Annotated in this window: 23 protein-coding genes; 9 read left to right on the forward strand and 14 right to left on the reverse strand. The window is 63.8% G+C overall.

All coding sequences use genetic code 11. The features are described from left to right. Window positions 1-70 precede the first annotated feature (70 nt). The 5 genes from pcaF to pcaR form a co-directional block, all read right to left on the reverse strand. Window positions 71-1,276, reverse strand: a complete 1,206-nt coding sequence (gene pcaF, locus B2V21_RS02755) for a 3-oxoadipyl-CoA thiolase (RefSeq protein ID WP_286915968.1) — start codon at window positions 1,274-1,276, stop codon at window positions 71-73. Beyond that, entirely contained in the window at window positions 1,273-2,052 is a 780-nt protein-coding gene (locus B2V21_RS02760; protein ID WP_056845092.1) for a CoA-transferase subunit beta, read from the reverse strand. The genes pcaF and B2V21_RS02760 overlap by 4 nt, the downstream gene beginning before the upstream one ends. Further along, window positions 2,049-2,909, reverse strand: coding sequence for a CoA transferase subunit A (locus B2V21_RS02765; protein WP_043186954.1), 861 nt, complete (start codon window positions 2,907-2,909; stop codon window positions 2,049-2,051). Before B2V21_RS02765 ends, B2V21_RS02760 begins: the two co-directional genes overlap by 4 nt. A 133-nt stretch (window positions 2,910-3,042) precedes the next feature. Continuing rightward, window positions 3,043-4,389: an MFS transporter gene (locus B2V21_RS02770; RefSeq protein WP_049860672.1), complete on the reverse strand. Its 1,347-nt coding sequence runs from the start codon at window positions 4,387-4,389 to the stop codon at window positions 3,043-3,045. Between the two features lie 291 nt (window positions 4,390-4,680). After that, complete coding sequence (pcaR, locus tag B2V21_RS02775) at window positions 4,681-5,565, reverse strand: pca regulon transcriptional regulator PcaR (RefSeq protein WP_049860671.1); 885 nt, start codon at window positions 5,563-5,565, stop codon at window positions 4,681-4,683. A 292-nt stretch (window positions 5,566-5,857) separates the two neighbouring features. Between pcaR and B2V21_RS02780 the strand changes: the two genes are divergently transcribed. Together B2V21_RS02780 and B2V21_RS02785 are read left to right on the forward strand one after the other, a co-directional pair. Further along, window positions 5,858-6,058 carry a hypothetical protein gene (locus B2V21_RS02780; protein WP_049860670.1) on the forward strand — a complete coding sequence of 67 codons (201 nt, stop codon included), beginning with the start codon at window positions 5,858-5,860 and terminating at the stop codon, window positions 6,056-6,058. Window positions 6,059-6,355: 297 nt separating this feature from the next. Further along, complete coding sequence (locus B2V21_RS02785) at window positions 6,356-7,828, forward strand: inorganic phosphate transporter (protein WP_049860669.1); 1,473 nt, start codon at window positions 6,356-6,358, stop codon at window positions 7,826-7,828. Between the two features lie 69 nt (window positions 7,829-7,897). On the opposite strand, the gene B2V21_RS02790 is transcribed toward B2V21_RS02785, so the two are convergent. Continuing rightward, a complete protein-coding gene (locus B2V21_RS02790; RefSeq protein WP_286915969.1) occupies window positions 7,898-9,370 on the reverse strand; it encodes a helicase HerA-like domain-containing protein in 1,473 nt (490 codons plus the stop codon). 373 nt (window positions 9,371-9,743) lie between these two features. Between B2V21_RS02790 and B2V21_RS02795 the strand changes: the two genes are divergently transcribed. Next, the gene (locus B2V21_RS02795; RefSeq protein ID WP_056845088.1) at window positions 9,744-10,739 is read left to right on the forward strand and encodes a lysylphosphatidylglycerol synthase transmembrane domain-containing protein; all 996 of its coding nucleotides are present in this window, start codon (window positions 9,744-9,746) and stop codon (window positions 10,737-10,739) included. Here B2V21_RS02795 and B2V21_RS02800 read toward each other — a convergent pair. Then, entirely contained in the window at window positions 10,708-10,935 is a 228-nt protein-coding gene (locus tag B2V21_RS02800; protein ID WP_286915970.1) for a hypothetical protein, read from the reverse strand. The two genes, B2V21_RS02795 and B2V21_RS02800, sit on opposite strands and share 32 nt — an antisense overlap. A gap of 2 nt (window positions 10,936-10,937) precedes the next feature. Then, window positions 10,938-11,789 (reverse strand): formyltetrahydrofolate deformylase, encoded by an 852-nt coding sequence (gene purU, locus B2V21_RS02805; RefSeq protein WP_056845086.1) that lies wholly within the window; start codon window positions 11,787-11,789, stop codon window positions 10,938-10,940. A 314-nt stretch (window positions 11,790-12,103) separates the two neighbouring features. On the opposite strand from purU, the gene mvaT reads away from it, so the two are divergent. Further along, window positions 12,104-12,484, forward strand: a complete 381-nt coding sequence (gene mvaT, locus B2V21_RS02810) for a histone-like nucleoid-structuring protein MvaT (RefSeq protein ID WP_049860664.1) — start codon at window positions 12,104-12,106, stop codon at window positions 12,482-12,484. Window positions 12,485-12,567: 83 nt separating this feature from the next. Here the strand turns inward: mvaT and sbcB are convergent, their stop codons facing one another. The 4 genes from sbcB to B2V21_RS02830 all read right to left on the reverse strand — a co-directional run bounded on the left by sbcB (window position 12,568) and on the right by B2V21_RS02830 (window position 16,766). Continuing rightward, window positions 12,568-14,007: an exodeoxyribonuclease I gene (gene sbcB, locus B2V21_RS02815; protein WP_286915971.1), complete on the reverse strand. Its 1,440-nt coding sequence runs from the start codon at window positions 14,005-14,007 to the stop codon at window positions 12,568-12,570. Window positions 14,008-14,080: 73 nt separating this feature from the next. Next, window positions 14,081-15,238: a phospholipase D-like domain-containing protein gene (locus B2V21_RS02820; protein ID WP_286915972.1), complete on the reverse strand. Its 1,158-nt coding sequence runs from the start codon at window positions 15,236-15,238 to the stop codon at window positions 14,081-14,083. A gap of 122 nt (window positions 15,239-15,360) precedes the next feature. After that, window positions 15,361-15,690: an amidase gene (locus B2V21_RS02825; protein ID WP_282346830.1), complete on the reverse strand. Its 330-nt coding sequence runs from the start codon at window positions 15,688-15,690 to the stop codon at window positions 15,361-15,363. Then, window positions 15,687-16,766 (reverse strand): serine hydrolase domain-containing protein, encoded by a 1,080-nt coding sequence (locus tag B2V21_RS02830; RefSeq protein WP_286915973.1) that lies wholly within the window; start codon window positions 16,764-16,766, stop codon window positions 15,687-15,689. The genes B2V21_RS02825 and B2V21_RS02830 overlap by 4 nt, the downstream gene beginning before the upstream one ends. Before the next feature lie 208 nt (window positions 16,767-16,974). Between B2V21_RS02830 and olsB the strand changes: the two genes are divergently transcribed. Both olsB and B2V21_RS02840 read left to right on the forward strand, forming a co-directional pair. Then, entirely contained in the window at window positions 16,975-17,730 is a 756-nt protein-coding gene (olsB, locus tag B2V21_RS02835) for an L-ornithine N(alpha)-acyltransferase (protein ID WP_049860659.1), read from the forward strand. Next, the gene (locus tag B2V21_RS02840; RefSeq protein WP_286915974.1) at window positions 17,730-18,500 is read left to right on the forward strand and encodes a lysophospholipid acyltransferase family protein; all 771 of its coding nucleotides are present in this window, start codon (window positions 17,730-17,732) and stop codon (window positions 18,498-18,500) included. The genes olsB and B2V21_RS02840 overlap by 1 nt, the downstream gene beginning before the upstream one ends. Window positions 18,501-18,633: 133 nt before the next feature. Here the strand turns inward: B2V21_RS02840 and B2V21_RS02845 are convergent, their stop codons facing one another. After that, window positions 18,634-19,206 (reverse strand): ACP phosphodiesterase, encoded by a 573-nt coding sequence (locus B2V21_RS02845; RefSeq protein ID WP_286915975.1) that lies wholly within the window; start codon window positions 19,204-19,206, stop codon window positions 18,634-18,636. Window positions 19,207-19,346: 140 nt separating this feature from the next. Here B2V21_RS02845 and B2V21_RS02850 point away from each other — a divergent pair, with 140 nt between their 5' ends. The 3 genes from B2V21_RS02850 to B2V21_RS02860 are packed head-to-tail and all read left to right on the forward strand — an operon-like array spanning window position 19,347 to window position 21,894. After that, window positions 19,347-19,649 (forward strand): ArsR/SmtB family transcription factor, encoded by a 303-nt coding sequence (locus tag B2V21_RS02850; RefSeq protein ID WP_049860656.1) that lies wholly within the window; start codon window positions 19,347-19,349, stop codon window positions 19,647-19,649. A 13-nt stretch (window positions 19,650-19,662) separates the two neighbouring features. Continuing rightward, a complete protein-coding gene (locus B2V21_RS02855; protein ID WP_286915976.1) occupies window positions 19,663-20,829 on the forward strand; it encodes an MFS transporter in 1,167 nt (388 codons plus the stop codon). Between the two features lie 15 nt (window positions 20,830-20,844). Further along, entirely contained in the window at window positions 20,845-21,894 is a 1,050-nt protein-coding gene (locus B2V21_RS02860) for an alkene reductase (protein ID WP_049860654.1), read from the forward strand. Between the two features lie 37 nt (window positions 21,895-21,931). Here B2V21_RS02860 and B2V21_RS02865 read toward each other — a convergent pair. After that, on the reverse strand, window positions 21,932-22,518 hold a 587-nt coding region (locus B2V21_RS02865), incomplete at its 5' end, for an ATPase (RefSeq protein WP_286915977.1).

Raw genomic sequence — 22,518 nt, forward strand, 5'->3', positions numbered from 1 at the left:
GGCGGGTGTGTGTGGGGGGGGGGGGGGGGCGCCGCCCCCGCTGCCGGAGAGGAGCCCCGTCAGTTCCCCCTCAAACCCGCTCGATCGCCAACGCCAACCCCTGCCCTACCCCTACGCACATCGTCGCCAGCCCGCGCTTGCCGCCGCTTTTTTCCAACTGATGCAGCGCCGTCAACACCAGCCGCGCACCGCTCATGCCCAGCGGATGACCCAAGGCAATCGCACCGCCGTTCGGATTGACCTGCGCGGCATCGTCCGCCAGCCCCAGGTCGCGCAGCACCGCCAGGCCCTGGCTGGCGAACGCCTCGTTGAGCTCGATCACGTCGAAGTCCTCGACCGCCAGGTTCAGGCGTTCGAGCAGTTTGCGTACGGCCGGCACCGGACCGACCCCCATGACCCGCGGTGCTACCCCGGCACTGGCCATGCCCAGCACGCGGCCACGGGCAGTCAGGCCGTGCTTTTGCACCGCCTCGGCGCTGGCGAGGATCATCGCGGCGGCGCCGTCGTTGACACCCGACGCGTTGCCCGCCGTCACCGTCTTGTCGGCGCCGTTGACCGGCTTGAGCCTGGCCAGGGTTTCCAGGGTGGTGTCGGCGCGCGGATGCTCGTCCTGCTCGACCACGGTTTCGCCCTTCTTACCCGGAATCCGTACCGGCACGATCTCTTCGGCGAAGAAGCCCGCCGCCTGTGCGGCAGCGGTGCGCTGCTGGCTGCGCACGGCGAAAGCGTCCTGGTCTTCACGGGAGACCTGGCAATCGTCGGCCACGTTATCTGCCGTCTGCGGCATTGCATCGACGCCATACTGGGCCTTCATCAGGGGGTTGATGAAACGCCAACCGATGGTGGTGTCTTCCAGTTTCATGTTGCGGGAAAAACCGGCATCGGCCTTGCCCATGACGAAAGGCGCGCGCGACATCGATTCGACGCCGCCGGCAATCGCCAGCTCCATTTCGCCACTGGCGATGGCGCGAAACGCTGTTCCCACCGCATCCATGCCCGAAGCGCACAGGCGGTTGAGGGTCACGCCAGGCACGCCCTCGGGCAAGCCGGCCAGCAGCAGCGCCATGCGTGCGACGTTGCGGTTGTCTTCGCCCGCCTGGTTGGCACAGCCCATGAACACTTCGTCCAGCTGCGCCCAGTCCACGCTAGTGTTGCGTTCGAGCAACGCCTTGAGCGGCACGGCGGCCAGATCGTCGGCGCGAACGTGGGCCAGGCTGCCGCCGAAGCGACCGATGGGCGTGCGCACCGCATCGCAAATGAATACGTCGCGCATCATGCTTCTCCCGGTGCCTGGCCGTGGGCGGCCGCCGTGCGTGCTTCCAGGGCGCGCAACGCTTCAAGTTCCGTGGCGTCAGGCTCGGCCGTGGTCTGCACCTGGTCGGCGAAGCGGATCGGCCAGCCGGTGGCTGCGCTGATTTGTTCACGCGTCACGCCCGGGTGAATGGACGTCACCACGAATTCGTTGGAGCCGGCTTCAGGCTCCATGATGCACAGGTCGGTGATGATCCCTACCGGCCCCTGTCCTGGAAGGCCTAGGCGCTTGCGCGAATCGCCGCCTTCGCCATGGCCGACCGAGGTGACGAAATCGAGCTTCTCGACGAAGCTGCGGTGCGACTGTTTGAGAATGATCAACACGCTCTTGGCCGAACCTGCAATCTCCGGTGCACCACCGGCGCCCGGCAGACGGACCTTGGGCTGATGGTAGTCGCCCACTACAGTGGTGTTGATGTTGCCGAAACGGTCGACCTGAGCGGCGCCGAGAAAGCCCACATCGATGCGTCCGCCTTGCAGCCAGTAGCGAAAGATCTCACCGGTAGGCACGACGGTGTCGGCGGTTTCCGCCAGTTCGCCATCGCCGATGGACAGGGGCAGTACAGTGGGTTTCGCGCCGATCGGGCCGGACTCGTAGATCAGCACCACGTCCGGCGAGGAGGTCAGACGGGCCAGGTTGGCGGCCTTGGACGGCAGGCCGATGCCGACGAAGCACACCGCGCCGTTTTGCAGACGCCGCGCGGCTGCGACGGTCATCATCTCGTTGGTGGAGTAAGTCATGGGGTCACCTGCGCTGCGCTGGCCAGTTTCGCCTGGTATTCGCTGAAGTCCTGGGTACCGCGGATGTACGTGTCGATCCAGGCGGTGAAGGTCGCCCGGTCGCGGGCGATCGGGTCCCAGGCCTGGTAGAACACGTTGTCGCGCTCGGTGTAGCCATGGGCGTAGGACGGATGCGCACCACCGGGCACATGGCACACGGCGGCCAACGCCCAGGTCGGCAACACGCAGCTGTTCATCGGCGCGTTGAGGTCATCGACGATTTCCTCGACCGTGACGATGCAGCGCTTGGCGGCCAGGGCCGCTTCCTTCTGCACCCCCAGAATGCCCCACAGCAGCACGTTGCCCTTGCGGTCGGCTTTCTGCGCGTGAATCACGGTGACGTCAGGGCGTACCGAAGGTACGGCCGCGAGCACTTCGCCGGTGAACGGGCAAGTGACTGTCTTGATCAGCGGGTTGACCTTGGGCAGATCGGAACCGGCGTAGGCCCGCAGGACCGCGAACGGCAGGCCGGAGGCGCCGGCGACGTAGGCATTGGCCAGGTCGGCATGGCTGTGTTCTTCGATCTCAAGCGGCTGGGGCCACTGCTTCTCGACCGCGTCGCGCAGACGATGCAGCGAGCCGACACCGGGGTTGCCGCCCCACGAGAAGATCAACTTGCGAGCGCAACCGGCGCCGATCAACTGATCGTAGATCAGGTCGGGGGTCATGCGGACCAGCGTCAGGTCTTTCTTGCCTTGACGAATGATCTCGTGACCTGCGGCGGTTGGAATCAGGTGGGTGAAGCCTTCGAGCGCGACGGTGTCACCATCGTTGACGAATTGCTTCACCGCATCGGTAAGCGACAGGATTGCAGCCATGTGGGCAGGACTCCTCGATACTGTGAGCCATCTTGTTTGAATGAAGCTGGCGTACAGGTTAGGGCGCCAGCTCTTCACGAACAATCCGATTATCGACTATCCGTTCGATAATCGAACGCTACAGCGGCGTGCTTCAGGTCGCGTCGGCGTGGCTGACCCGACTCTTGATCAACAAGGCCACGGTGGCCAGCACGGCAGGAACGACCAGCGCGGTCAGGACCTGTTCGAAATTCCAGCCGAGGCCCAGCAAGGTCGCGCCCATCCAGGCCCCCAGGATCGCGCCGAAACGGCCGATCCCCAGCATCCAGGACACCCCGGTGGCACGCCCTTGCGTGGGGTAGAAGCGCGCGGCCAGCGACGGCATGGCCGACTGCGCGCCGTTGACGCACATGCCGGCAATCAGTACCAGCGTCGCCAGCAGCGTGATGTTGCCCAGGCTTTGCCCGACCGCGTAGGCGAACACCCCAGCGAGCAGGTAGAACGTGGCAATGACCTTGTGCGGGTTGAACCGGTCCATGGCCCAGCCCACGCCCACGGCACTCAGCACACCGCCGAACTGGAACAGCGCGCCGATGAACGCGGCCTGCTCCAGGCTCGCGCCGCTCTCGCGCATCAGCGTCGGCAGCCAGCTGGTCAAGAGGTAGACGATCACCAGACCCATGAAGTAGGTCAACCACAGCAGCAAGGTGCCGGCGCGGTAGGTGCCGGAAAAGATCACGGCCAGCACGTTGCTCGCCTTGACGGTTTTCTGTTCGGGCACGCTGAAGCGCTCGGCCCGCGCCACTTGCTCCGGGTCGATCGGCGCCAGAGTGCGACGTATCTTTTCCACACCCTTGTTGCGCACCACCAGATACCGCGCCGACTCGGGCAGCCAGATCATCAACACCACCGCCAGCACCAGCGGCAGCACACCGCCGAGCAGCAGCAGGCTGTGCCAGCCGAAGGCGGGAATCAGCTTGGCGGACATGAACCCGCCCCCGGCCATGCCGAGGTTGAACCCACAGAACATGCTGGTCACCAGCAGCGAACGAAAGCGCTCCGGGGTGTACTCGGACAACAGCGTAGTGGCGTTGGGCATGCCGGCCCCTAACCCCAACCCGGTGAGAAAGCGCAGGATCAACAGCTGATCGACGTTGCTGCTGTAGGCCGAAGCCAGGCTGAACCCGCCGAACACCAGCACGGCGCCGACCAGCACCAGCTTGCGCCCGAAACGGTCGGCCAATGGCCCGGAGCCCAGGGCGCCGAACACCATGCCGATCAATGCGGCGCTCATCACCGGTCCGAGGCTGGCGCGGTCGATGCCCCACTCCTGCGACAGCGCAGGTGCGATGAAGCCCATGGCGGCGGTGTCCAGCCCGTCGAGGAAGACGATCAGGAAACACAGGATGACCACGCGCCATTGATAGCGCGACAGCGGTCGGTCGTTGATCAGGGTCTGCACATCCAGGCACAGCCCCGCAGCGTTGGCAGGTTTGTTCATTGTTGTTCTTGTCATTGTGATTGTCCGGGAAAGACGGGCACGTCGATGCGGGCCATGCGGCCGCATGCCTGGGCAGTCGAAGGTCTAGGGGTGTCGCGTGGCGAGCGTCGGAACGGAAAAGGAGCAAAAGCTGAAGGCGTTGCGCATGAGGTGATCCTCGCTATTTTTATTGGCGACCGCTTGAGCGGTCGATGCGATGGACATTAGTCAGCGCGCCCCGGCCGGGTCAATCGGGCACTGGCGGATGTGTGCGGTCACCGCACACTGCCATGCAGAGCCCCCGCCAAGCGTTCAAGCGAACAGTTGCGCACTCAGATCGCGACTGGCCGACAGCATGATCGGCAAAAAACGCTGCTCAAGCTCGGCCCGGGTGACGCGACCAGCGTGGGTGCTGACATTGAGCGCGGCCAATACCTGCCCCGACGCGTCGTACACCGGCACGGCAATCGAGCGCAGCCCTTGCTCCAGCTCCTGATCGACGATGCACCAGCCCTGCTGACGAACCCGTTCCAAACACTCCAGCAACGCGGTTTTGTTGGTCAGGGTGCGACTGGTCTTGGGCGCAAGATCGGTGTGCTGCAGGTATTCGTGCAGCGACGCGTCGTCGAGTGCCGCGAGCAGGATGCGACCCATGGAAGTGCAATACGCCGGCAGTCGACCGCCCACCGAAAGGTCCACCGAAATCAGCCGCTGAGTCGTGGCCGAACGGGCGATGTAGAGGATGTCATCGCCTTCGAGGGTGGCCATGTTGCAGGCTTCGTGCAACTGCTCACTCATGCGGTCCAGGTAGGGTTGCGCCGAGACGGCCAAGGGTGTCGAGGACAGGTAGGCATGGCCCAGGGTCAGCACTTTGGGCAGCAGCGAGTAGGTGCGCCCATCGGTGGTGGCATAACCCAGCTTGATCAGGGTATGAAGACAGCGCCGCACGGCAGCGCGGGGAATTTCCGTCCGGTGGCTGATCTGCGCAATGGTCAGGTGTCGCTTGCGCTCCTGGAACGCCTGCACCACCGCCAGTCCGCGGGCCAGCGAGGTCATGAAGTCCGGGTCGCCAGTGAAGGCTTGGATGCGCTTGGCGGGCGATGCGACGATCGGCGGGGCCAGTGAGCTGAACGCAGGGCGCTGTGGCACTTTCGAACCGGTCGCTGACGGGCCTGCCGGTGGTGTGTGTTCGCTCATGGTGCTGCCCTCTGGAATGTTCGAAACCGACCGAGGGCGATTATCGGACCGGTGGGCGATAATCGCAAATCCATTGCGCTGATCCGATTTCGGGCAAGATGGCATTGCCATGCGGTCCTGAAACTTATTCCTGTCTGTGCTTTCTCAGATTGTGCTGTGCACATTGATACACACCGAATGAACGGCCTGCCCCGTCGCGGTTGCAACCGGCTACAATGCGGGCTCCAACTGCCAGGCGGCTCTCGACGCCTCATCGGTGGGTTTCAACTTTCCAAATAACAGAGTAATAAAAGTGACGAAAGACGAACTGCGCGCGCAACTGGAGCGCCAGGAACAACGTTACAAGGAAGTCTACGGCGGTGAGATCACCACCTATGCCGCTCAGCCAGATCCAGAACGCAAACCGTGGCGCAAACGTGCCAGCATTCTCGATCAGGCCTTTCAGGAAGAGATCCAGAAGATCGAAAAGGATCTCGAGCAACAGAACGCATGACACAGGCGTGGCAGGCGGCTATCGGTCGCTTGTGCCACGTCAATTGCCTTCAGAATTGCGTCATCCGCTGACAAATTTCATACGACCGTTTGAATTTTTCGTCTGGCTTACGGCTTTATGGCGGCCTATCGATAGCCCGAATTTTCGGGGCTCAAGCCAGGCTCGTCTGCAAGCCATGCGCTGCGACCCTTGCCCAATCGCTCGAAAAGCGGACCCACCGGTCAGCGCCTGGGGGGTCATACCGCGTCGATTTCTGGCATAATCGCGCCCCCTCAATGGCCCGGTCACAAAACCTTCATGATCGAATTATTCAGCGCACTGGATGCGTGGGTGCTGATCAGCCTGTTCTTAGCGCTGGCATTCGTACTCACCTTCGAATTCATCAACGGCTTTCATGACACCGCCAACGCGGTCGCCACAGTCATCTATACCAAGGCCATGCCGCCCCATCTGGCGGTGTTCCTGTCCGGTATCTTCAACTTCCTCGGTGTACTGCTGGGCGGCGTCGGCGTGGCCTACGCAATCGTTCACCTGCTGCCGGTCGAGTTGCTGATCAACGTCAACACCGGACACGGCCTGGCCATGGTGTTCTCGCTGTTGGCCGCGGCCATTACCTGGAACCTGGGCACCTGGTACTTCGGCATTCCGGCGTCGAGCTCGCACACCCTCATCGGCTCGATTCTGGGCGTGGGCCTGGCTAACGCGCTGATCAACGACATCCCACTGGGCGATGGCGTCAACTGGCAGAAGGCGATCGATATCGGTGCCTCGCTGGTGTTCTCGCCGCTGGCCGGCTTCGTGGCGGCGGCCCTGGTGTTGATCGGTCTGAAGTGGTGGCGTCCGACCTCCAAGATGCACAAGACGCCTGAGCAGCGCCGCAAGCTGGACGACAAGAAACACCCACCGTTCTGGAATCGCCTGGTGCTGGTCCTGTCGGCCATGGCCGTGAGCTTCGTGCACGGTTCCAACGATGGCCAGAAGGGCATCGGCCTGATCATGCTGGTGTTGATCGGTATCGTTCCGCAGCAGTTCGTGCTGGACCTGAACGCGACCACCTACCAGATCGAGCGGACCCGCGACGCGACCCAGCACCTGAGCCAGTTCTACCAGCGCAACCAGGCCACCCTGGGTGAATTCCTGGCGCTGGGCAAAGCTCAGCAGGGCGATCTGCCGGAGAAATTCAGCTGCAATCCACAGCAGACAGAACCGACCATCGCGGCGCTGCTGAGCACTCTTGATGGCGTCTCCGACTACCACTCGCTGGCTGCCGAACACCGTATCGAAGTGCGTCGCTACCTGCTCTGCCTGGATGACACGGCGAAGAAGGTCGGCAAGCTGCCGGCACTGGAGCCGCGCGAGAAATCCGACCTGGAGAAATTGCGCAAGGACCTCACTGCCACCACCGAGTATTCGCCGTTCTGGGTGATTCTGGCCGTGGCCCTGGCGTTGGGTATCGGTACCATGGTCGGCTGGAAGCGTGTGGTTCTGACCATCGGCGAGAAGATCGGCAAGCAGGGCATGACCTATGCGCAGGGCATGTCGGCTCAGATCGTCACCGCCTGTGCGATCGGCGCGGCCAACGTGTTCAGCCTGCCGGTCTCGACCACCCACATCTTGTCCTCGGGCGTGGCCGGGACCATGGTGGCCAACAAGAGCGGCCTGCAAGGTGGCACGGTTCGTACCATCATGTTGGCCTGGGTGCTGACCCTCCCGGCCTCCATGGGCCTGGCGGCCGGTCTGTTCTGGTTGGCCAGCCAACTGGTGGGATGACCACCGCGTGACACTCTGCAAAAAGGCGCCCACGGGCGCCTTTTTGCATGGCTGAAGAAACCTCCTGCGCTACTTGCGCTTGCTCCCTCCCAACAGGGAGCCCATCAAGCCACGCACCAACTGGCGGCCGAACTGGTTGGCAGCCTGGCGCATCGCCGACTTCAACGCCTGCCCTGCTGCCCCACTGAGAAACTCGCCGGCCTTGTCGGCCAGGCTCGGCTCCGATGGCTGTACGGGATCCGCCGTCGGCGGCAGTTTGCGCGTGGTCAGCATTTCATAGGCGGATTCGCGGTCGATCGGTTTGTCGTAGCGACCGGCGAGCGGCGAGTTCCGCACCGTGGCCGCGCGCTCGGCGTCTGTCAGTGGGCCGATGCGCGACTGCGGTGGCGCGATCGCGACCCGCCGGACCATCGCCGGGGTGCCCTTTTCCTGCAGCGTCCCGACCAAGGCTTCACCCGTGCCCAATTCGGTCAGCACGGCCAGAGTGTCGAACTCGGGGTTGGGCCGGAAGCCCTCGGCGACGGCCTTCAAGGCCTTCTGCTCGCGGGCGGTGAATGCACGCAGGCCGTGCTGGATGCGCAGGCCCAGCTGAGCCAGCACTGCATCGGGCAGGTCGCTGGGCGACTGAGTGACGAAGTACACGCCAACGCCCTTGGAACGGATCAACCGCACCACCTGTTCCAGACGATCCTGCAAGGCCTTTGGCGTGCCGTTGAACAGCAGGTGGGCTTCGTCGAAGAACAATGCCAGCAGCGGCTTGTCGGCATCACCGCGCTCGGGCAACTGCTCGAACAGTTCGGCCAGCAGCCACAGCAGGAACGTGGCATAGACCTTGGGGGCTTCGTGGACCAGGCGGCTGGCGTCGAGCAAATGGATGCGGCCACGACCCTCGGCGTCGGGGTGCAGAATGTCTTCCAGGCGCAAGGCCGGCTCGCCGAACAGCGCTTCGGCGCCCTGTTGTTCCAGGCTGGCCAGACGGCGCAACAGGGCCTGGCTCGATCCCGTGGTCATCAAGGCGCTGTCGTCGCCCAGCAGCTCAGGATTGTCCCGGAGGTGATTGAGCAAGGCCTTGAGGTCCTTGAGGTCGAGCAGGAGCAGGCCTTCGCGATCGGCCACCTTGAAGGCGGCGTACAGCGCCGACTGCTGGCTGTCGGTGAGCTCCAGCAGGCTGCCCAGCAGCAGCGGCCCCATTTCGCTGAGCGTGGTTCGCAGCGGATGGCCGGATTGGCCGTGGATGTCCCACAGCGTGACCGGGCAGGCCTGCGGGCGATAATTGAGCCAAGGCATCTGGGCAATGCGTTCGGCGATCTTGCCCTGAGGGTTGCCGCTGGCACCCAAGCCACACAGGTCACCCTTGATATCGGCGGCAAACACCGCCACCCCGGCCTCGCTGAACGCCTCGGCCAGGCGCTGCAGGGTTACCGTCTTGCCGGTCCCGGTGGCCCCGGCGATCAAACCATGGCGGTTGGCCAAGCGCAGGTCCAGGCCTACGGGTTCACCGCTGGAATCGGCACCGAACAGTACGTGTCTGGCATCCGTCATCTTGCACCTCTGCTGTTATTCAATGAAGCATAGGGCAGCGTAATGCCAAACAGACCGGTGTGCAGGAAAAACGTGCGCTGGAACCATTTCTGTGGGAGTCGGTGAGGGCCTCTTCGCGGGCAGAGACCCGCTCCCACACACATCCGTACCCACCTCTGTGGGAACGGGGCGGGCGGCGAGCCCTCTGCCNNGCCCGCGAAGAGGCCAGCACAATCAACCCAAGATCAACTGCCCCACAACGCCAAGCCGCTGACGAATCCCCCCGACGCGGCTATCATCTCGGCCACGACGGCCTGGCGCCGGCCCATACGGACTTTCCCATGCAGCGCACTCCCCTTTCGCTTCCCTGCAACCTCGCGGCGAACCACCAGCCATGAACCGAATGCTGTGGCTGGTCCTGATCATCGTCGTCGCCGTACTGATTCCAGTGATCATGGGCGGCACCGAAATGCTTCAGCGCCTGCGCGGGTTCTCGTTGCTTCTGCTGCTGGGCATGTTCGGCATGATCTGTGTCGGCTGGGTGGTGAATGCCATGCGCCTGCGCCTGCTGCTGGCCGAGCAGGCGGCGCGCATCGGTCGGCTGAAGACCGTGGCCGTGGTGATGGCCGCAGAGTTCGCCTATTGCGCCACCCCTGGCGGCAGCGGCGCACCGCTGACACTGCTGGCGCTGCTCGGCCGGCATGGCATCGGCGCGGCCAAGACCAGCGCCGTGTTCGCCATGGACCAACTCAACGATCTGATGTTCTTCTTTTTCGCCCTGCTGTGCATTCTGGTCTACGCGCTGTTTCACAACCTCAGCCAGGCACTGGAAAGCATGCTGTTGGCCAGCGGCATCCTGATGGCCGGGGCCTTGGTCGCCTGCGCAGTCCTGGCGCGCTATCACCGCCCGGCGATCAAGCTCAACGGTCGATTCCTGCGACTGCTGCGAATCAAGCCGGCCACGCGCCGGCGCTGGGCACGCAAGCTGCTGCACTTTCTGGACGCCTTCGCCGACAATTTCCGCCTGCCCCGCCGCGTGCTCGCCCAGGTGTTCGCCTTGACCTGCGTACATTGGACGTTGCGCTACAGCGTGTTGTATTTCACCTTGCAGGGATTGGGTAGCGAAGTGGACTGGGCGTGGAGTTTCCTGATCCAGATGCTGGCCCTGAGTGCCGGCCAGTTCAGCCTGTTGCCCGGTGGCGCGGGCGCGGCCGAGCTGGCCTCGGCCGCGTTGCTGGCGCCCATGGTAGGCAAGTCGACCGCCGCTGCCGCCATCCTGATCTGGCGACTGGTGACCTACTATTTCTACCTGATCGCCGGCGGCCCGGTGTTCGTTGCCCTGCTGGGCAAGCCCCTGCTCAACAAGTTGCTGCGGGCTCGTCAGGCTTGAGCTCGGCAGGCGCGTCGGCGTCGCGGGCAGGCGCACCCTGCTGCCGTTCCGATACCTGTTGCGCCCACAACGCCTCGGCACCGGGAAACTCGGTGCCGTGCTCTTCGCTCAGCGCTTCGGGATCATAACGGCTCGCGCAACCCGCCCCGAGCACCGGCAACGGCTTTGCGCTGGCCTTGTCGCCGGGCTCGTTCATGTTCAGCTGAACACGACGGTCTTGTTGCCGTGCACCATCACCCGATCTTCCAGGTGATAGCGCAGGCCACGGGCCAGGACCATCTTCTCCACGTCGCGGCCGAAACGCACCATGTCGTCGATGCTGTCGCTGTGGCTTACCCGGACCACGTCCTGCTCGATGATCGGACCGGCGTCCAGCTCTTCGGTCACGTAGTGGCAGGTAGCACCGATCAGTTTCACGCCGCGCAGCGAGGCCTGATGGTACGGCTTGGCACCGACAAAGGACGGCAGGAAGCTGTGATGGATGTTGATGATCTTGCCGGCATAGGCCTGGCACAGCTGCGGCGGCAGGATCTGCATGTAGCGCGCCAGCACCACAACGTCGGCCTGGTGCTGATCGACCAAGCGCGAGACCTCGGCAAACGCCGGCAGTTTGTCCGCAGGGTCGACCGGCACGTGGTAGTAGGGAATGCCATGCCATTCGACCATGCTGCGCAGGTCATCGTGGTTGGACACCACACAGGCGATGTCGCAGTCCAGCTCGTTGCTGTGCCAGCGGTGCAGCAGGTCGGCAAGGCAGTGGGATTCGCGGCTGGCCATGAGCACCACGCGCTTCTTCTGCGCGGTGTCGGTGACCCGCCATTCCATGGCGAATTCTTCGGCGATGGGCGCGAACGCGGCGCGGAACGCCTCGATGTCGAACGGCAGGGTGTCGGCACGAATTTCGTGGCGCATGAAGAACCAACCGTTCTGGTCATCGGAGTGGTGGTTCGATTCGGTGATCCAGCCATTGTGGGACGCCAGGAAATGGCTGACTTTGGCAACGATGCCAACGCGGTCCGGGCAAGCGGTCACCAGCCGAAAAGTGCGCATGTATTCAAACTCCAGAAACTTCGCAAAGGGCGCCATTCTAGCGGTTGACGGGCAAGTCTGCAGTATTGATTGCAGCCTTGGCTGTCAGGTGCAGAGCCGCCCTGCTGCGCCGATCGGCGCCGACGACCACAGTGTCGATACAGAGGCAGGTATTATATAGATGTGCGGATGTAAACATGAAAAACCCTTCACCTGAATCGTGGATAACCGGCCCGGCGCAAAACGCTGTTCACGTTAATTGTTTACTTGGTTCGGAAGGATGCTTATTATCACCCCACTGTTTTCACTGACACTTGCATTCCCGAGGTATCACCATGTCCCTGATCAACGAATATCGCGCTACAGAAGAAGCCATCAAAGAGCTTCAAGCCCGCTTGAAAAACCTGTCGCAAGACGACAAATTGCAAACCGAACTGGAATTCGAAGGCAAATTGCGCACCCTGATGGGCGAATACCAGAAATCGCTGCGCGACATCATCGCCCTGCTGGACCCGGAAGCCAAGTTGAACAAGGCACCGCGCCCTGCCACCGGAAAAGTTACCGGCACCAAGCGTGCGCGCAAGGTCAAGCAATACAAGAACCCGCACAACGGTGAAGTCATCGAAACCAAAGGTGGCAACCACAAGACCCTGAAAGAATGGAAAGCCAAGTGGGGTGGCGATGTGGTCGAAACCTGGGCCACTTTCCTGGGCTAATCGTTACATCTTGTTAAGTCGTATCGTGCCAATCAAAGAACGCCAGTCCCAGGACTGGCGTTTTTTTATGGGGTCTCTTCAGCTCAATGAGACATCATGCCCACGCGTGCCGCCAGTGCCTGAGCGTAGGCCTGCCAATGCCGCAGAACCTGCGTCTGCGTCGGATCGGCCTTGGCCATGCACTCGCCCAGCGCGGCATTGAAACCTTGCAGCGTGTTGGGTGCGCCAAACACAGGATCACTCAAGCGCTGTTGGCAGAATTGCAACCAGCGCTGTGTTTCAAGAGGATTCAGAGTGTCAGGAAAGTTGCGCGCTCTATAGCGAAACAATAATTCGGGCAGTCGCGGGTCATCGAACACCCAGTCAGCGCTCGCCAACTGTTGTGGATCCAATGTACGAATGCGTTCACACAATAATCGGTCGCGGTCGCCAATGAAGCTGTCGTACAACTGCTGCTCTGGATCGGCACTCTCGGGAAACGTCGTCGTTTGATAGAGCGGTGACAATTTGTAATGCCATTGCGGCTGGTCATTGCATAAGCGCATCGCTCGAGCCTGATAGAGCGGTTTATCCAGATTGAGGCGCTGCCAATCTTCATCGCGCAATACGTTGAGGGGCGCGATGACCGGGCAACGATTGATGTGCAGAAGTTTCAAAGGCACGGGCGCTTCGCCCTCGGCCAGATCCTGACGCCGCTTGTACAATCGCTCTTGCAATACTTCGATACTTTGTTCGATCAAGGGTTGGGGATCGTGAGCCAGATCATAGACGATCAACGCATTGCGATTGGTCGGATGCCAAGCCAGTGGCAGAACCACTGCGGCATAGCGTCGCGCTGCACCGAATTGACCGGAAACATGTACCAGCGGCTGCAACAGCTGAATGTTTTGCTGCACCCGTTGTTTGCTGCGCATTTGAAACAGCCAGTCGTACAGTTTGGGTTGGCGCTGGCGGATCAAACGTGCAAGGGCGATGGTAGCGCGGACGTCGGACAGCGCGTCATGGGCCTGCCCATGGTCGATGCCGTTGGCCGCCGTGAGCAGCTCCAGGCGCATGCTGGCGCGCCCGTCCACCTCTGGCCATTCGATGCCGTCCGGACGCAGGGCATAGGCCGCCCGCACCACGTCGATCAGGTCCCACCGGCTGTTGCCACCCTGCCATTCCCGCCCATAGGGGTCGAAGAAATTGCGGTACAGGCTGTAACGGGTCATCTCGTCATCGAAGCGCAGGGTGTTGTAGCCGGCTCCGCAGGTACCGGGCATGGCCAGTTGTGCGTGGACCCGGGTCATGAAATCGGCCTCGCTCAGGCCACGGTCGGCCAGGCGTTCGGGGGTGATGCCGGTGATCATGCAGGCCGCAGGGTGCGGAAGAATGTCGTCGCTGGGCTGGCAGTACAGATTGACTGGCGCGGCGATCTCGTTGAGATCGGCATCGGTGCGGATCCCGGCGACCTGCAAGGGCCGGTCGCAGCGCGGATTGATGCCGGTGGTTTCGTAGTCGTACCAGAAGATGCTGGAAGTCACTGAGGTGTCCTGTGCGCAGTAGCGCGACAGTGTAGAGCCCTGCCCGGCATCCGGCCACGCCTGCCGAGCAGCTTCAGCCGCGGCGGCGGAACACGGCCACGCTCAGGCGATCCATCCAGCCGAAGATGCGCTGCTGGACCCGCCCCCAGAACGGCCGGCGGCGCCAATCGCTCAGACTGACTTCGTGGCTGGCCGCAAAGTCGGTGGTGAAGCTGCGCTCGACCGCCTCGGTCAGGCCGGGATCGAGCGCTTCGAGGTTGGCTTCCAGGTTGAAGCGTAGGTTCCAGTGGTCGAAGTTGCAGGAACCGACACTGACCCAGTCATCGATCAAGACCATTTTCAGGTGCAGGAAACAGGGTTGGTATTCGTAGATCTTGACCCCGACCCTGAGCAGCTTGGGGTAATAATTGTGCCCGGCGTAGCGCACCGAGGGATGGTCGGTGCGCGGGCCGGTGAGTAGCAGCCGCACATCCAGGCCGCGACTGGCCGCCCGGCGCAGCGAACGGCGCACCTTCCAGGTCGGCAGGAAATACGGCGTCGCCAGCCAGATGCGCCGCTGTCCGCTGTTGAGCGCGCGCACCAGTGATTGGAGGATGTCGCGATGTTGACGAGCGTCCGCGTAGGCTACCCGACCCAGCCCTTGGCCGCCTTCGGGCATGGGCGGCACGCGCGCGAGGCCGAAATGGGTCGGCGGGCGCCAGGCAGTGCGCCTCAGGTTGGCACGCCATTGGCGGTCGAACAGCATCTGCCAATCGGCAACCAAAGTGCCGGTGATGGCGACCATCACTTCGTGCCATTCGCTGACACTTTCATCCGGCTGCCAGAATTCATCGGTCACACCAGTGCCGCCCACCATCGCCCATTGCTGGTCCACCAGCAGCAGTTTGCGGTGGTCGCGGTACAGGTTGAGCACGCCGCGACGCCAGCTGATCGGGTTGTAGAAGCGTAGTTCGACGCCGGCGTCGGTCAGCTGCGCGCGCAGTTCCGCAGTGAAGGCCAGCGAGCCGTAATGGTCGAACAGGCAGCGCACCTGAACACCACGCACTGCAGCCGCCTGCAGTGCCTGGACCACAGCCCCGGCGCAGGCACCGGCTTCCACCAGGTAGAGTTCGAGATCAATCGTGTGCTCGGCCTGGCCGATGCGTTCGAGCATGCGCGGAAAGAACTGCGGCCCATCGATGAGCAGTTCGAACTCGCTGGAATTGCGCCATGGGAACACCGGCCCGCCCACATCAGCGCCCCTTCATGACAGGTGGGGTCGCTTGCAAGCCATTCGAATCATGCATGGGCAGTCCTGTAACCAAGTGAAAGAAGAGGCCAGTGATCGGCGCGGGCATCGTGGCTCGGGCAGTTTCATCCATCACTCCCCGGAATCAACCGGCAGCCTTGCCGCGGACCGACCCAGGCTGCCGTGTTGCTGCGTCCCAGGCCACTGGCCAGGACCCGCCGCTGGCCCGAGTCTTCGCTCAGGCTGCTCAGCGGCAGATACTGTCTGATGTAGCTCTGACAGTACTCGACGCTGTTTTGCATGACGTAGCGGCATGAACAGTACTCTTTTGCCGAATAGGCACTGAGGATGTCCGGAAATGCCAGCAACTGTGTGCGCTCGTGCCACAGCCATGTGGCCGCCGCCAGCGATAGCAGCAGGCTGAGGGCCACCCAGGCGCGCTTGCCGGTGCTCATTGGCCAACCTCTGGGGCAAAGGCGGCCAGCAGCCGTTGCAGCAGTGCATCATGGCTGAAGCTGGCATCGCGATCGTCGGCATAGCGCACGATCACCAGGCGTTGCTCGGGCAACACGTACAGGGCTTGTCCCCAGTGCCCCAGCGCCGCCATGGTGCTGCGGGGGGCATGGGGCCAGGCGGCGTTGCTGTTGAGCCACCAATGCGCGCCTGCGGCCGGCTCGCCCGGCACGTCCTGGCTCGGGGCGAATGGGGTGCGATTTAAGGCCACCCAGGCCTGAGGCAGCAACTGCCGGCCCTGCCATTGGCCATCGCGCTGCATGAGCAGGCCCACGCGCGCCAGATCCCGCGCGGTCAGGTAGGCATATGAAGAGGCGACGAAGGTGCCGCTGGCATCGGTTTCCCACACCGCCCGGTCGATGCCCAGCGGGGTGAACAGCGCCTGCCAGGGGTAGTCCGGATATTCATGCAGGCCGACCATGTTGCGCAGCGCGGCGGCGAGCAGATTGCTGTCGCCGCTGGAGTAACGAAACCGTTCGCCGGGGGCATGGGCACGTCGGTGGCTGGCAGCGTAGCTGGCCATGTCCTGGCGGCCGCGTGTGTAGAGCATCGCCACCACCGATGAATTGAGCGGTGCGTATTCGTAGTCCTCCTCCCAGTCCAGCCCCGAGGCCCAGTGCAACAGGTCCTCGACCCGGATGTCACGATGGGAGTCGAGCGGCTGGAAATAGTCGGCAGCGGCATCCTCCAGGGCGAAGCGCCCTTCGCCGTAGGCCACGCCCATCACCGTGGCCAGCAGGCTCTTGCTGATCGACCAGGTGGTATGCACCCGATCAGCGGCGCCTGGCCCGGCGTAGCGCTCGTAGACGATCTCGCCGTCGCGGATGACCAGCAAGGCGTCGGTGCGCACGCCTTCGCGCGTGACGTCATCGCGCGGCACGAACGCATAGCGCTCCAGCTCGGCAATGGCCGGCGACGCCGGTGCCAATGCCTGGCGCCACTGCGCGGACGGCCAGCTTTGCGCACCCACCGATACCGAGCACAGCAGAAAGATCGACAGGATAAACAGACGCGACATGCGGGAAAGGCTCGTGAGCGGGGTTGGCGCGAGTGTGCAGTGCGGGTATGACAGCCGTTCGCTGCAAGAGTTGTGTGGCATGCGGCCGCCGGGTCTGTCACGCAAGCATCACCAAAGCTTCACAGGGGTGACACCGCGTCTTCCTAGGCTGGCCATGCCTAGCAAAATCGACCTGCCGCACTCACCGGCCGGCTTTTGGAGACTTGCAATGACTCAGATCGCACGCTCTGGCGACACCCGTACCGAACGCCGTCTGCAGGCCGAACGCCTCACCGGCCCGCAAGCTCTGCACGAGGCCCAGGCCCTGCGCTTCGCCGTGTTCAGCACCGAACTCAACGCCACGCTCAAGAGCGCCGAGCTGGGTCTGGACGTCGACGACTACGATGCCCACTGTCAGCACATCGGGGTGCGCGACCTGGCCACCGGGCGGCTGGTGGCGACCACCCGCCTGCTCGACCATCAAGCGGCCAATCGGCTGGGCCGCTTCTACAGCGAAGAGGAATTCAGCCTGCACGGTCTGCGGCATCTGCAAGGTTCGATCCTGGAAATCGGCCGCACCTGTGTTGCGCCGGCCTATCGCAACGGCGGCACCATCGCGGTGCTCTGGGGCGAGTTGGCCGAGGTGCTCAACGAAGGCGGCTACGATTACCTGATGGGTTGCGCCAGCATTCCGATGCAGGACGGCGGCATCCAGGCCCAGGCGATCATGCAGCGGCTGCGCGAGCGCTACCTGTGCACCGAGCACTTGCGCGCCGAGCCGAAGATGCCATTGCCGAGCCTGGACATTCCCGGCAACGTCATCGCCGAACTGCCGCCGCTGCTCAAGGCCTACATGCGCCTCGGCGCGAAGATCTGCGGCGAGCCGTGCTGGGACCCGGATTTCCAGGTGGCCGACGTGTTCATCCTGCTCAAGCGCGACGACCTCTGCCCGCGCTATGCCCGCCACTTCAAGGCGGCCGTGTGATGCCGCGCTGGCGCGTCTACGCGCGCATCCTGCGGCTGCTCTGGGTGATCGGTCTGGGCCTGGCGCTGGCCGGGACGTTCAGCCTGCTGGAGCGGCTGCGCGTACCGAACTGCATGGAGCGGCGCCAGCGTTGGTCGCGCTGGTTCATGGAACGGCTGAGCAATGCCCTGCCCTTCGAGGTCACCGTGCAGGGCGAGTTGCCACGCACGCCCATGCTGTGGGTCGGCAATCACGTGTCTTGGACCGACATCCCGCTGCTCGGCATGCTGGCGCCGCTTTCGTTCCTGTCCAAGGCCGAAGTCCGCACCTGGCCGGTGGCTGGCTGGCTGGCGCTCAAGGCGGGGACGCTGTTCATCCGCCGCGGCGCAGGCGACAGCCAGCTGATCCGCCGGCAGATGACCCAGCACCTGCGCAACGATCTGGACCTGATGATCTTCCCCGAAGGCACGACCACCGATGGACACAGCCTGCGGACGTTCCATGGGCGGCTGATGTCCAGCGCCATCGATGCCGGCGTGGCGGTGCAGCCGATCGCAATCCGCTATGAACGGGGCGGCGATCTGGATCCGATCGCGCCGTTCGTGGGCGATGACGATCTGTTGGCGCACTTGTTGCGTCTGTTTGCCCAGCCGCGCGGGCAGGTGTTGATTCAGGTGCTGACGCCGATTGCCAGCACCGGCAAGGAACGGGCGGCGCTGGCCTTTGAAGCGCAGGAGGCGGTGCGGGTGGCGTTGTTCGGTGAGGTTGAAGAGGTACGGCAGGCGGCGTGAGTCTGGAAGACCGCGGTGTGTCCTTCGCGGGCAGAGCCCGCTCCCACATTCCCTGCTCCCACATGGTAGGGAGGTGGGGAATGTGGGAGCGGGGCGGGCGGCGAGCCCTCTGCCCGCGAAAGCGTCGGCACAATCACCGCATCTCCCGAGCGAACCCCTGCACCACCGGATAGAACGCCCGAAAATCCTCGCTCAGCGGCTCATACAGCGCCTGTACTTCCTCGAACGCCCCGGCCAGTCCCTCTGGCCTGGACAAGCGCCGCGAGATGCCTTGCAGCACCCGTTCGATGACCCGGAAATCGCGGTACGACCCCAGCCAATCCTCGGCGATCATGTGTGGCGCCATGGCCGCCAGCCGTCCGGGCAGGTCGGCTTCGGCGGCCAGCACGCGATAGACGTGGCGTGAGAAGTCCGCCAACGGCTGCTGTGAATAATCCGCCCAGTGCCGCGCCAGGCAGTGATCGAAGAACACGTCGACGATGATCCCGGCATAACGTCGCCGCTCTGCCGGAAAACGGCCGATGGCAGCCAGCACCAGCGGATGGCTGTCGGTGAACGCGTCGATCTGCCGATGCAGCCGGATGCCGGCTTCCAAGGGCGCGCTGAAGCGCCCCTCCAGGCGACCCTTGACGAAATCGCCATAGAGGCTGCCGAGCAGCTGCTCAGGTAAAGGACCGCCGAGGTGAAGGTGCGCGAGGTAGTTCATGCCGGCAGCTTAGCACCATTGCGCCTGTATCGTTATAACCCGATATAGCCGAACGACCCTTCGTTAGCACGCAATCATATTTGTATATCGCGAAATACAGATATATATTTCGTCCCGTCCCGATATAAGCCGAGTCCGTCATGCCTCTTGATCTCGACGAAATAATAAAAGCCCTCTCCCACCCCGTGCGCAGGGAAATCCTGGCGTGGCTCAAGGATCCCCAGGGGCAGTTTCCCGATCAGCACCACAGCACCGAAAACGGTGTGTGTGCCGGGCAGATCGATCAACGCTGCGGCCTCTCGCAGTCAACCGTCTCCGCCCATCTGGCGACCCTGCAACGGGCCGGCCTGATCAGCAGCAAGAAGGTTGGCCAGTGGCACTTTTTCAAACGCAACGAGGACGTCATCCAGGCGTTTCTCGCGCAAATGAGCGAACAGCTCTGACAAGGATTTTTCCATGCCTCTATCCCTGCTGATCCTGGCGCTGAGCTCTTTCGCCATCGGCACCACCGAGTTCGTCATCATGGGCCTGCTGCCCGATGTGGCGGGCGATCTCGGCGTGAGCATCCCCAGCGCCGGCTGGTTGGTCACCGGCTACGCCCTGGGCGTCGCCATTGGCGCCCCATTCATGGCCCTGGCCACCGCGCGCCTGCCACGCAAGGCGGCGCTGGTGGTGCTGATGGGCATCTTCATCATCGGAAACCTGCTGTGCGCGATCGCCAGCGACTACAACGTGCTGATGTTCGCCCGGGTGGTCACCGCGTTGTCCCACGGCGCCTTCTTCGGCATCGGTTCGGTGGTGGCTGCGGGGCTGGTCGCGCCCAACAAGCGCGCTTCGGCCGTGGCCCTGATGTTCACCGGCCTGACCCTGGCCAACGTGCTGGGTGTGCCGCTGGGCACCGCATTGGGCCAGGCCGCAGGCTGGCGTTCGACCTTCTGGGTGGTGACGCTGATCGGCGTCGTCGCCCTGATCGGTCTGCTGCGTTTTCTGCCCAGCAATCGCGAAGAAGCCAAGCTGGACATGGTCGCCGAACTGTCGGCGCTCAAGGGCGCCGGGATCTGGCTGTCGCTGAGCATGACGGCCTTGTTCGCCGCGTCGATGTTCACTCTGTTCACCTACATCGCGCCGCTGCTGGGCGATGTCACCGGCATCTCGCCGCGCGGCGTCACCTACACCCTGCTGCTGATCGGCCTGGGCCTGACCGTGGGCAACATCATCGGCGGCAAGCTGGCGGATCGACGCCTGGGCGCGACCCTGGTCGGCGTGTTCGCGGCCATGGCGGTGGTGTCCACCGCGCTGAGCTGGACCGCAGTCGCCGTCATTCCCACCGAAATCACCCTGTTCCTGTGGGCCGCTGCGGCCTTCGCCGCCGTGCCTGCGCTGCAGATCAACGTGGTGACCTTCGGCAAGTCGGCACCCAACCTGGTGTCGACCCTGAACATCAGCGCCTTCAACGTTGGCAACGCCCTGGGCGCCTGGTTCGGCGGCGCCGTCATCGCCGGCGGCCTCGGCCTGACCAGCGTGCCACTGGCCGCGGCGGTCCTGGCCGTGCTCGCCCTGATCGTCACCCTGATCACTTTTCGCCAGACCCGGACTCCGGACCTGGCACCTGCCACTCACTGATAGAGGCTGTTTTCCATGACTACACTTTTCGACCCGATCAAGCTCGGCGCGCTGGAACTGCCGAACCGCATCATCATGGCCCCACTGACCCGCTGCCGCGCCGACGAAGGCCGCGTGCCGAACCAGATGATGGCCGACTACTACGTGCAACGCGCCAGCGCCGGTCTGATACTCAGCGAAGCGACCTCGGTCACGCCCATGGGCGTTGGTTACCCTGACACCCCCGGCATCTGGTCCAACGACCAGGTGCGTGGCTGGGCCAACGTCACCCAGGCCGTACACGCCGCCGGTGGGCGGATCATGCTGCAGCTGTGGCACGTGGGCCGTATCTCCCATTCGCTGTACCTGAACGGCGAACTGCCGGTGGCCCCCAGCGCCATCGCCGCTGACGGCCACGTCAGCCTGGTGCGTCCGATCACCGGTTTCGAAACGCCACGGGCGCTGGAAACCGCTGAAATCGCCGACATCGTCGAGGCCTACCGTGTGGGCGCGGAAAACGCCAAGGCCGCCGGCTTCGACGGCGTGGAAATCCACGGCGCCAACGGCTACCTGCTCGACCAGTTCCTGCAGAGCAGCACCAACCAGCGCACCGACGCCTACGGCGGCTCGCTGGAAAATCGCGCGCGCCTGCTGCTGGAAGTGACCGATGCGGCCATCGACGTCTGGGGCGCCGACCGTGTCGGCGTGCACCTCTCGCCACGCGCCGACCTGCATGACATGGGCGACGCCAACCGCGCCGAAACCTTCACCTATGTGGCCCGCGAGCTGGGCAAGCGTGGCATCGCGTTCATCTGTGCCCGCGAGAAGGAAGGGGAAGACAGCCTGGCCGCGCAACTGCGTGATGCATTCGGCGGTCCGTACATCGTCAACGAGCGTTTCGACAAGGCTTCGGCCAACGCTGCCCTGGCCAACGGCATCGCCGATGCCGTGGCCTTCGGCGTGCCGTACATCGCCAACCCCGACCTGCCCGAGCGCCTGCAGGCCGATGCACCGCTGAACGAGCCACACCCTGAAACGTTCTACGCCAAGGGCGCTGCTGGCTATCTGGACTACCCGCGCATGTAAGCGGCAGGCCGGGCCGCTACCAGGCGCGCCCGGCCGTTCAGCGCCGCAGCTGACTGATCTGCTGTTGCAGGTTCTGCACCTGACTCTGCAAGGTGGTCAAGCTGCGCGTCGCCTGCCCGCGAAACGCATCGAATTCATTGACGCTCGGCCCACTGCTGGCCGCCGGGCGATTCTCCTGCTCGCTCTTGAGCACGATCAGGTCCTGCTCCAGACGCTCCAATTGCGCGCTGGGGTTGCTCTTCTTCAATGCGGCCAGCTCGCCGTCCAGGCTATCCAGGCGTGCCTGCAACTTGCCGGTATCCGGCTGGGCCTGCTTGAGTGCGGCAAGCTCGCTGCCCAGGCTCTTCAACTGCGCCTGCAACTGCTCGTTGAGCGCCTGCTGCGCGGCCACTTGCGACGCCGCCTGCTCCAGACGTGTCTGCAAGGTGCTCTGCTGACCGGCCACACCACTCTGCTGCTGGGTCTGCTGTGCCAACTGGTCCTGCAACTGCTTGATCTCGGCCCGCATCGCTTCGCTGCCCGACACGGCAGTGGATTGGGTGTTGGCAACCTTGCCACTGATGTCCTGTAGGCGCCCCGCCGCTTCTTCGCTGATGCGCGCGAAGCTTTCCTGGGTCGCCACCA

The sequence above is a fragment of the Pseudomonas sp. UBA6276 genome, from assembly GCF_002438365.1.
GTDB classification, from domain to species: domain Bacteria; phylum Pseudomonadota; class Gammaproteobacteria; order Pseudomonadales; family Pseudomonadaceae; genus Aquipseudomonas; species Aquipseudomonas coleopterorum.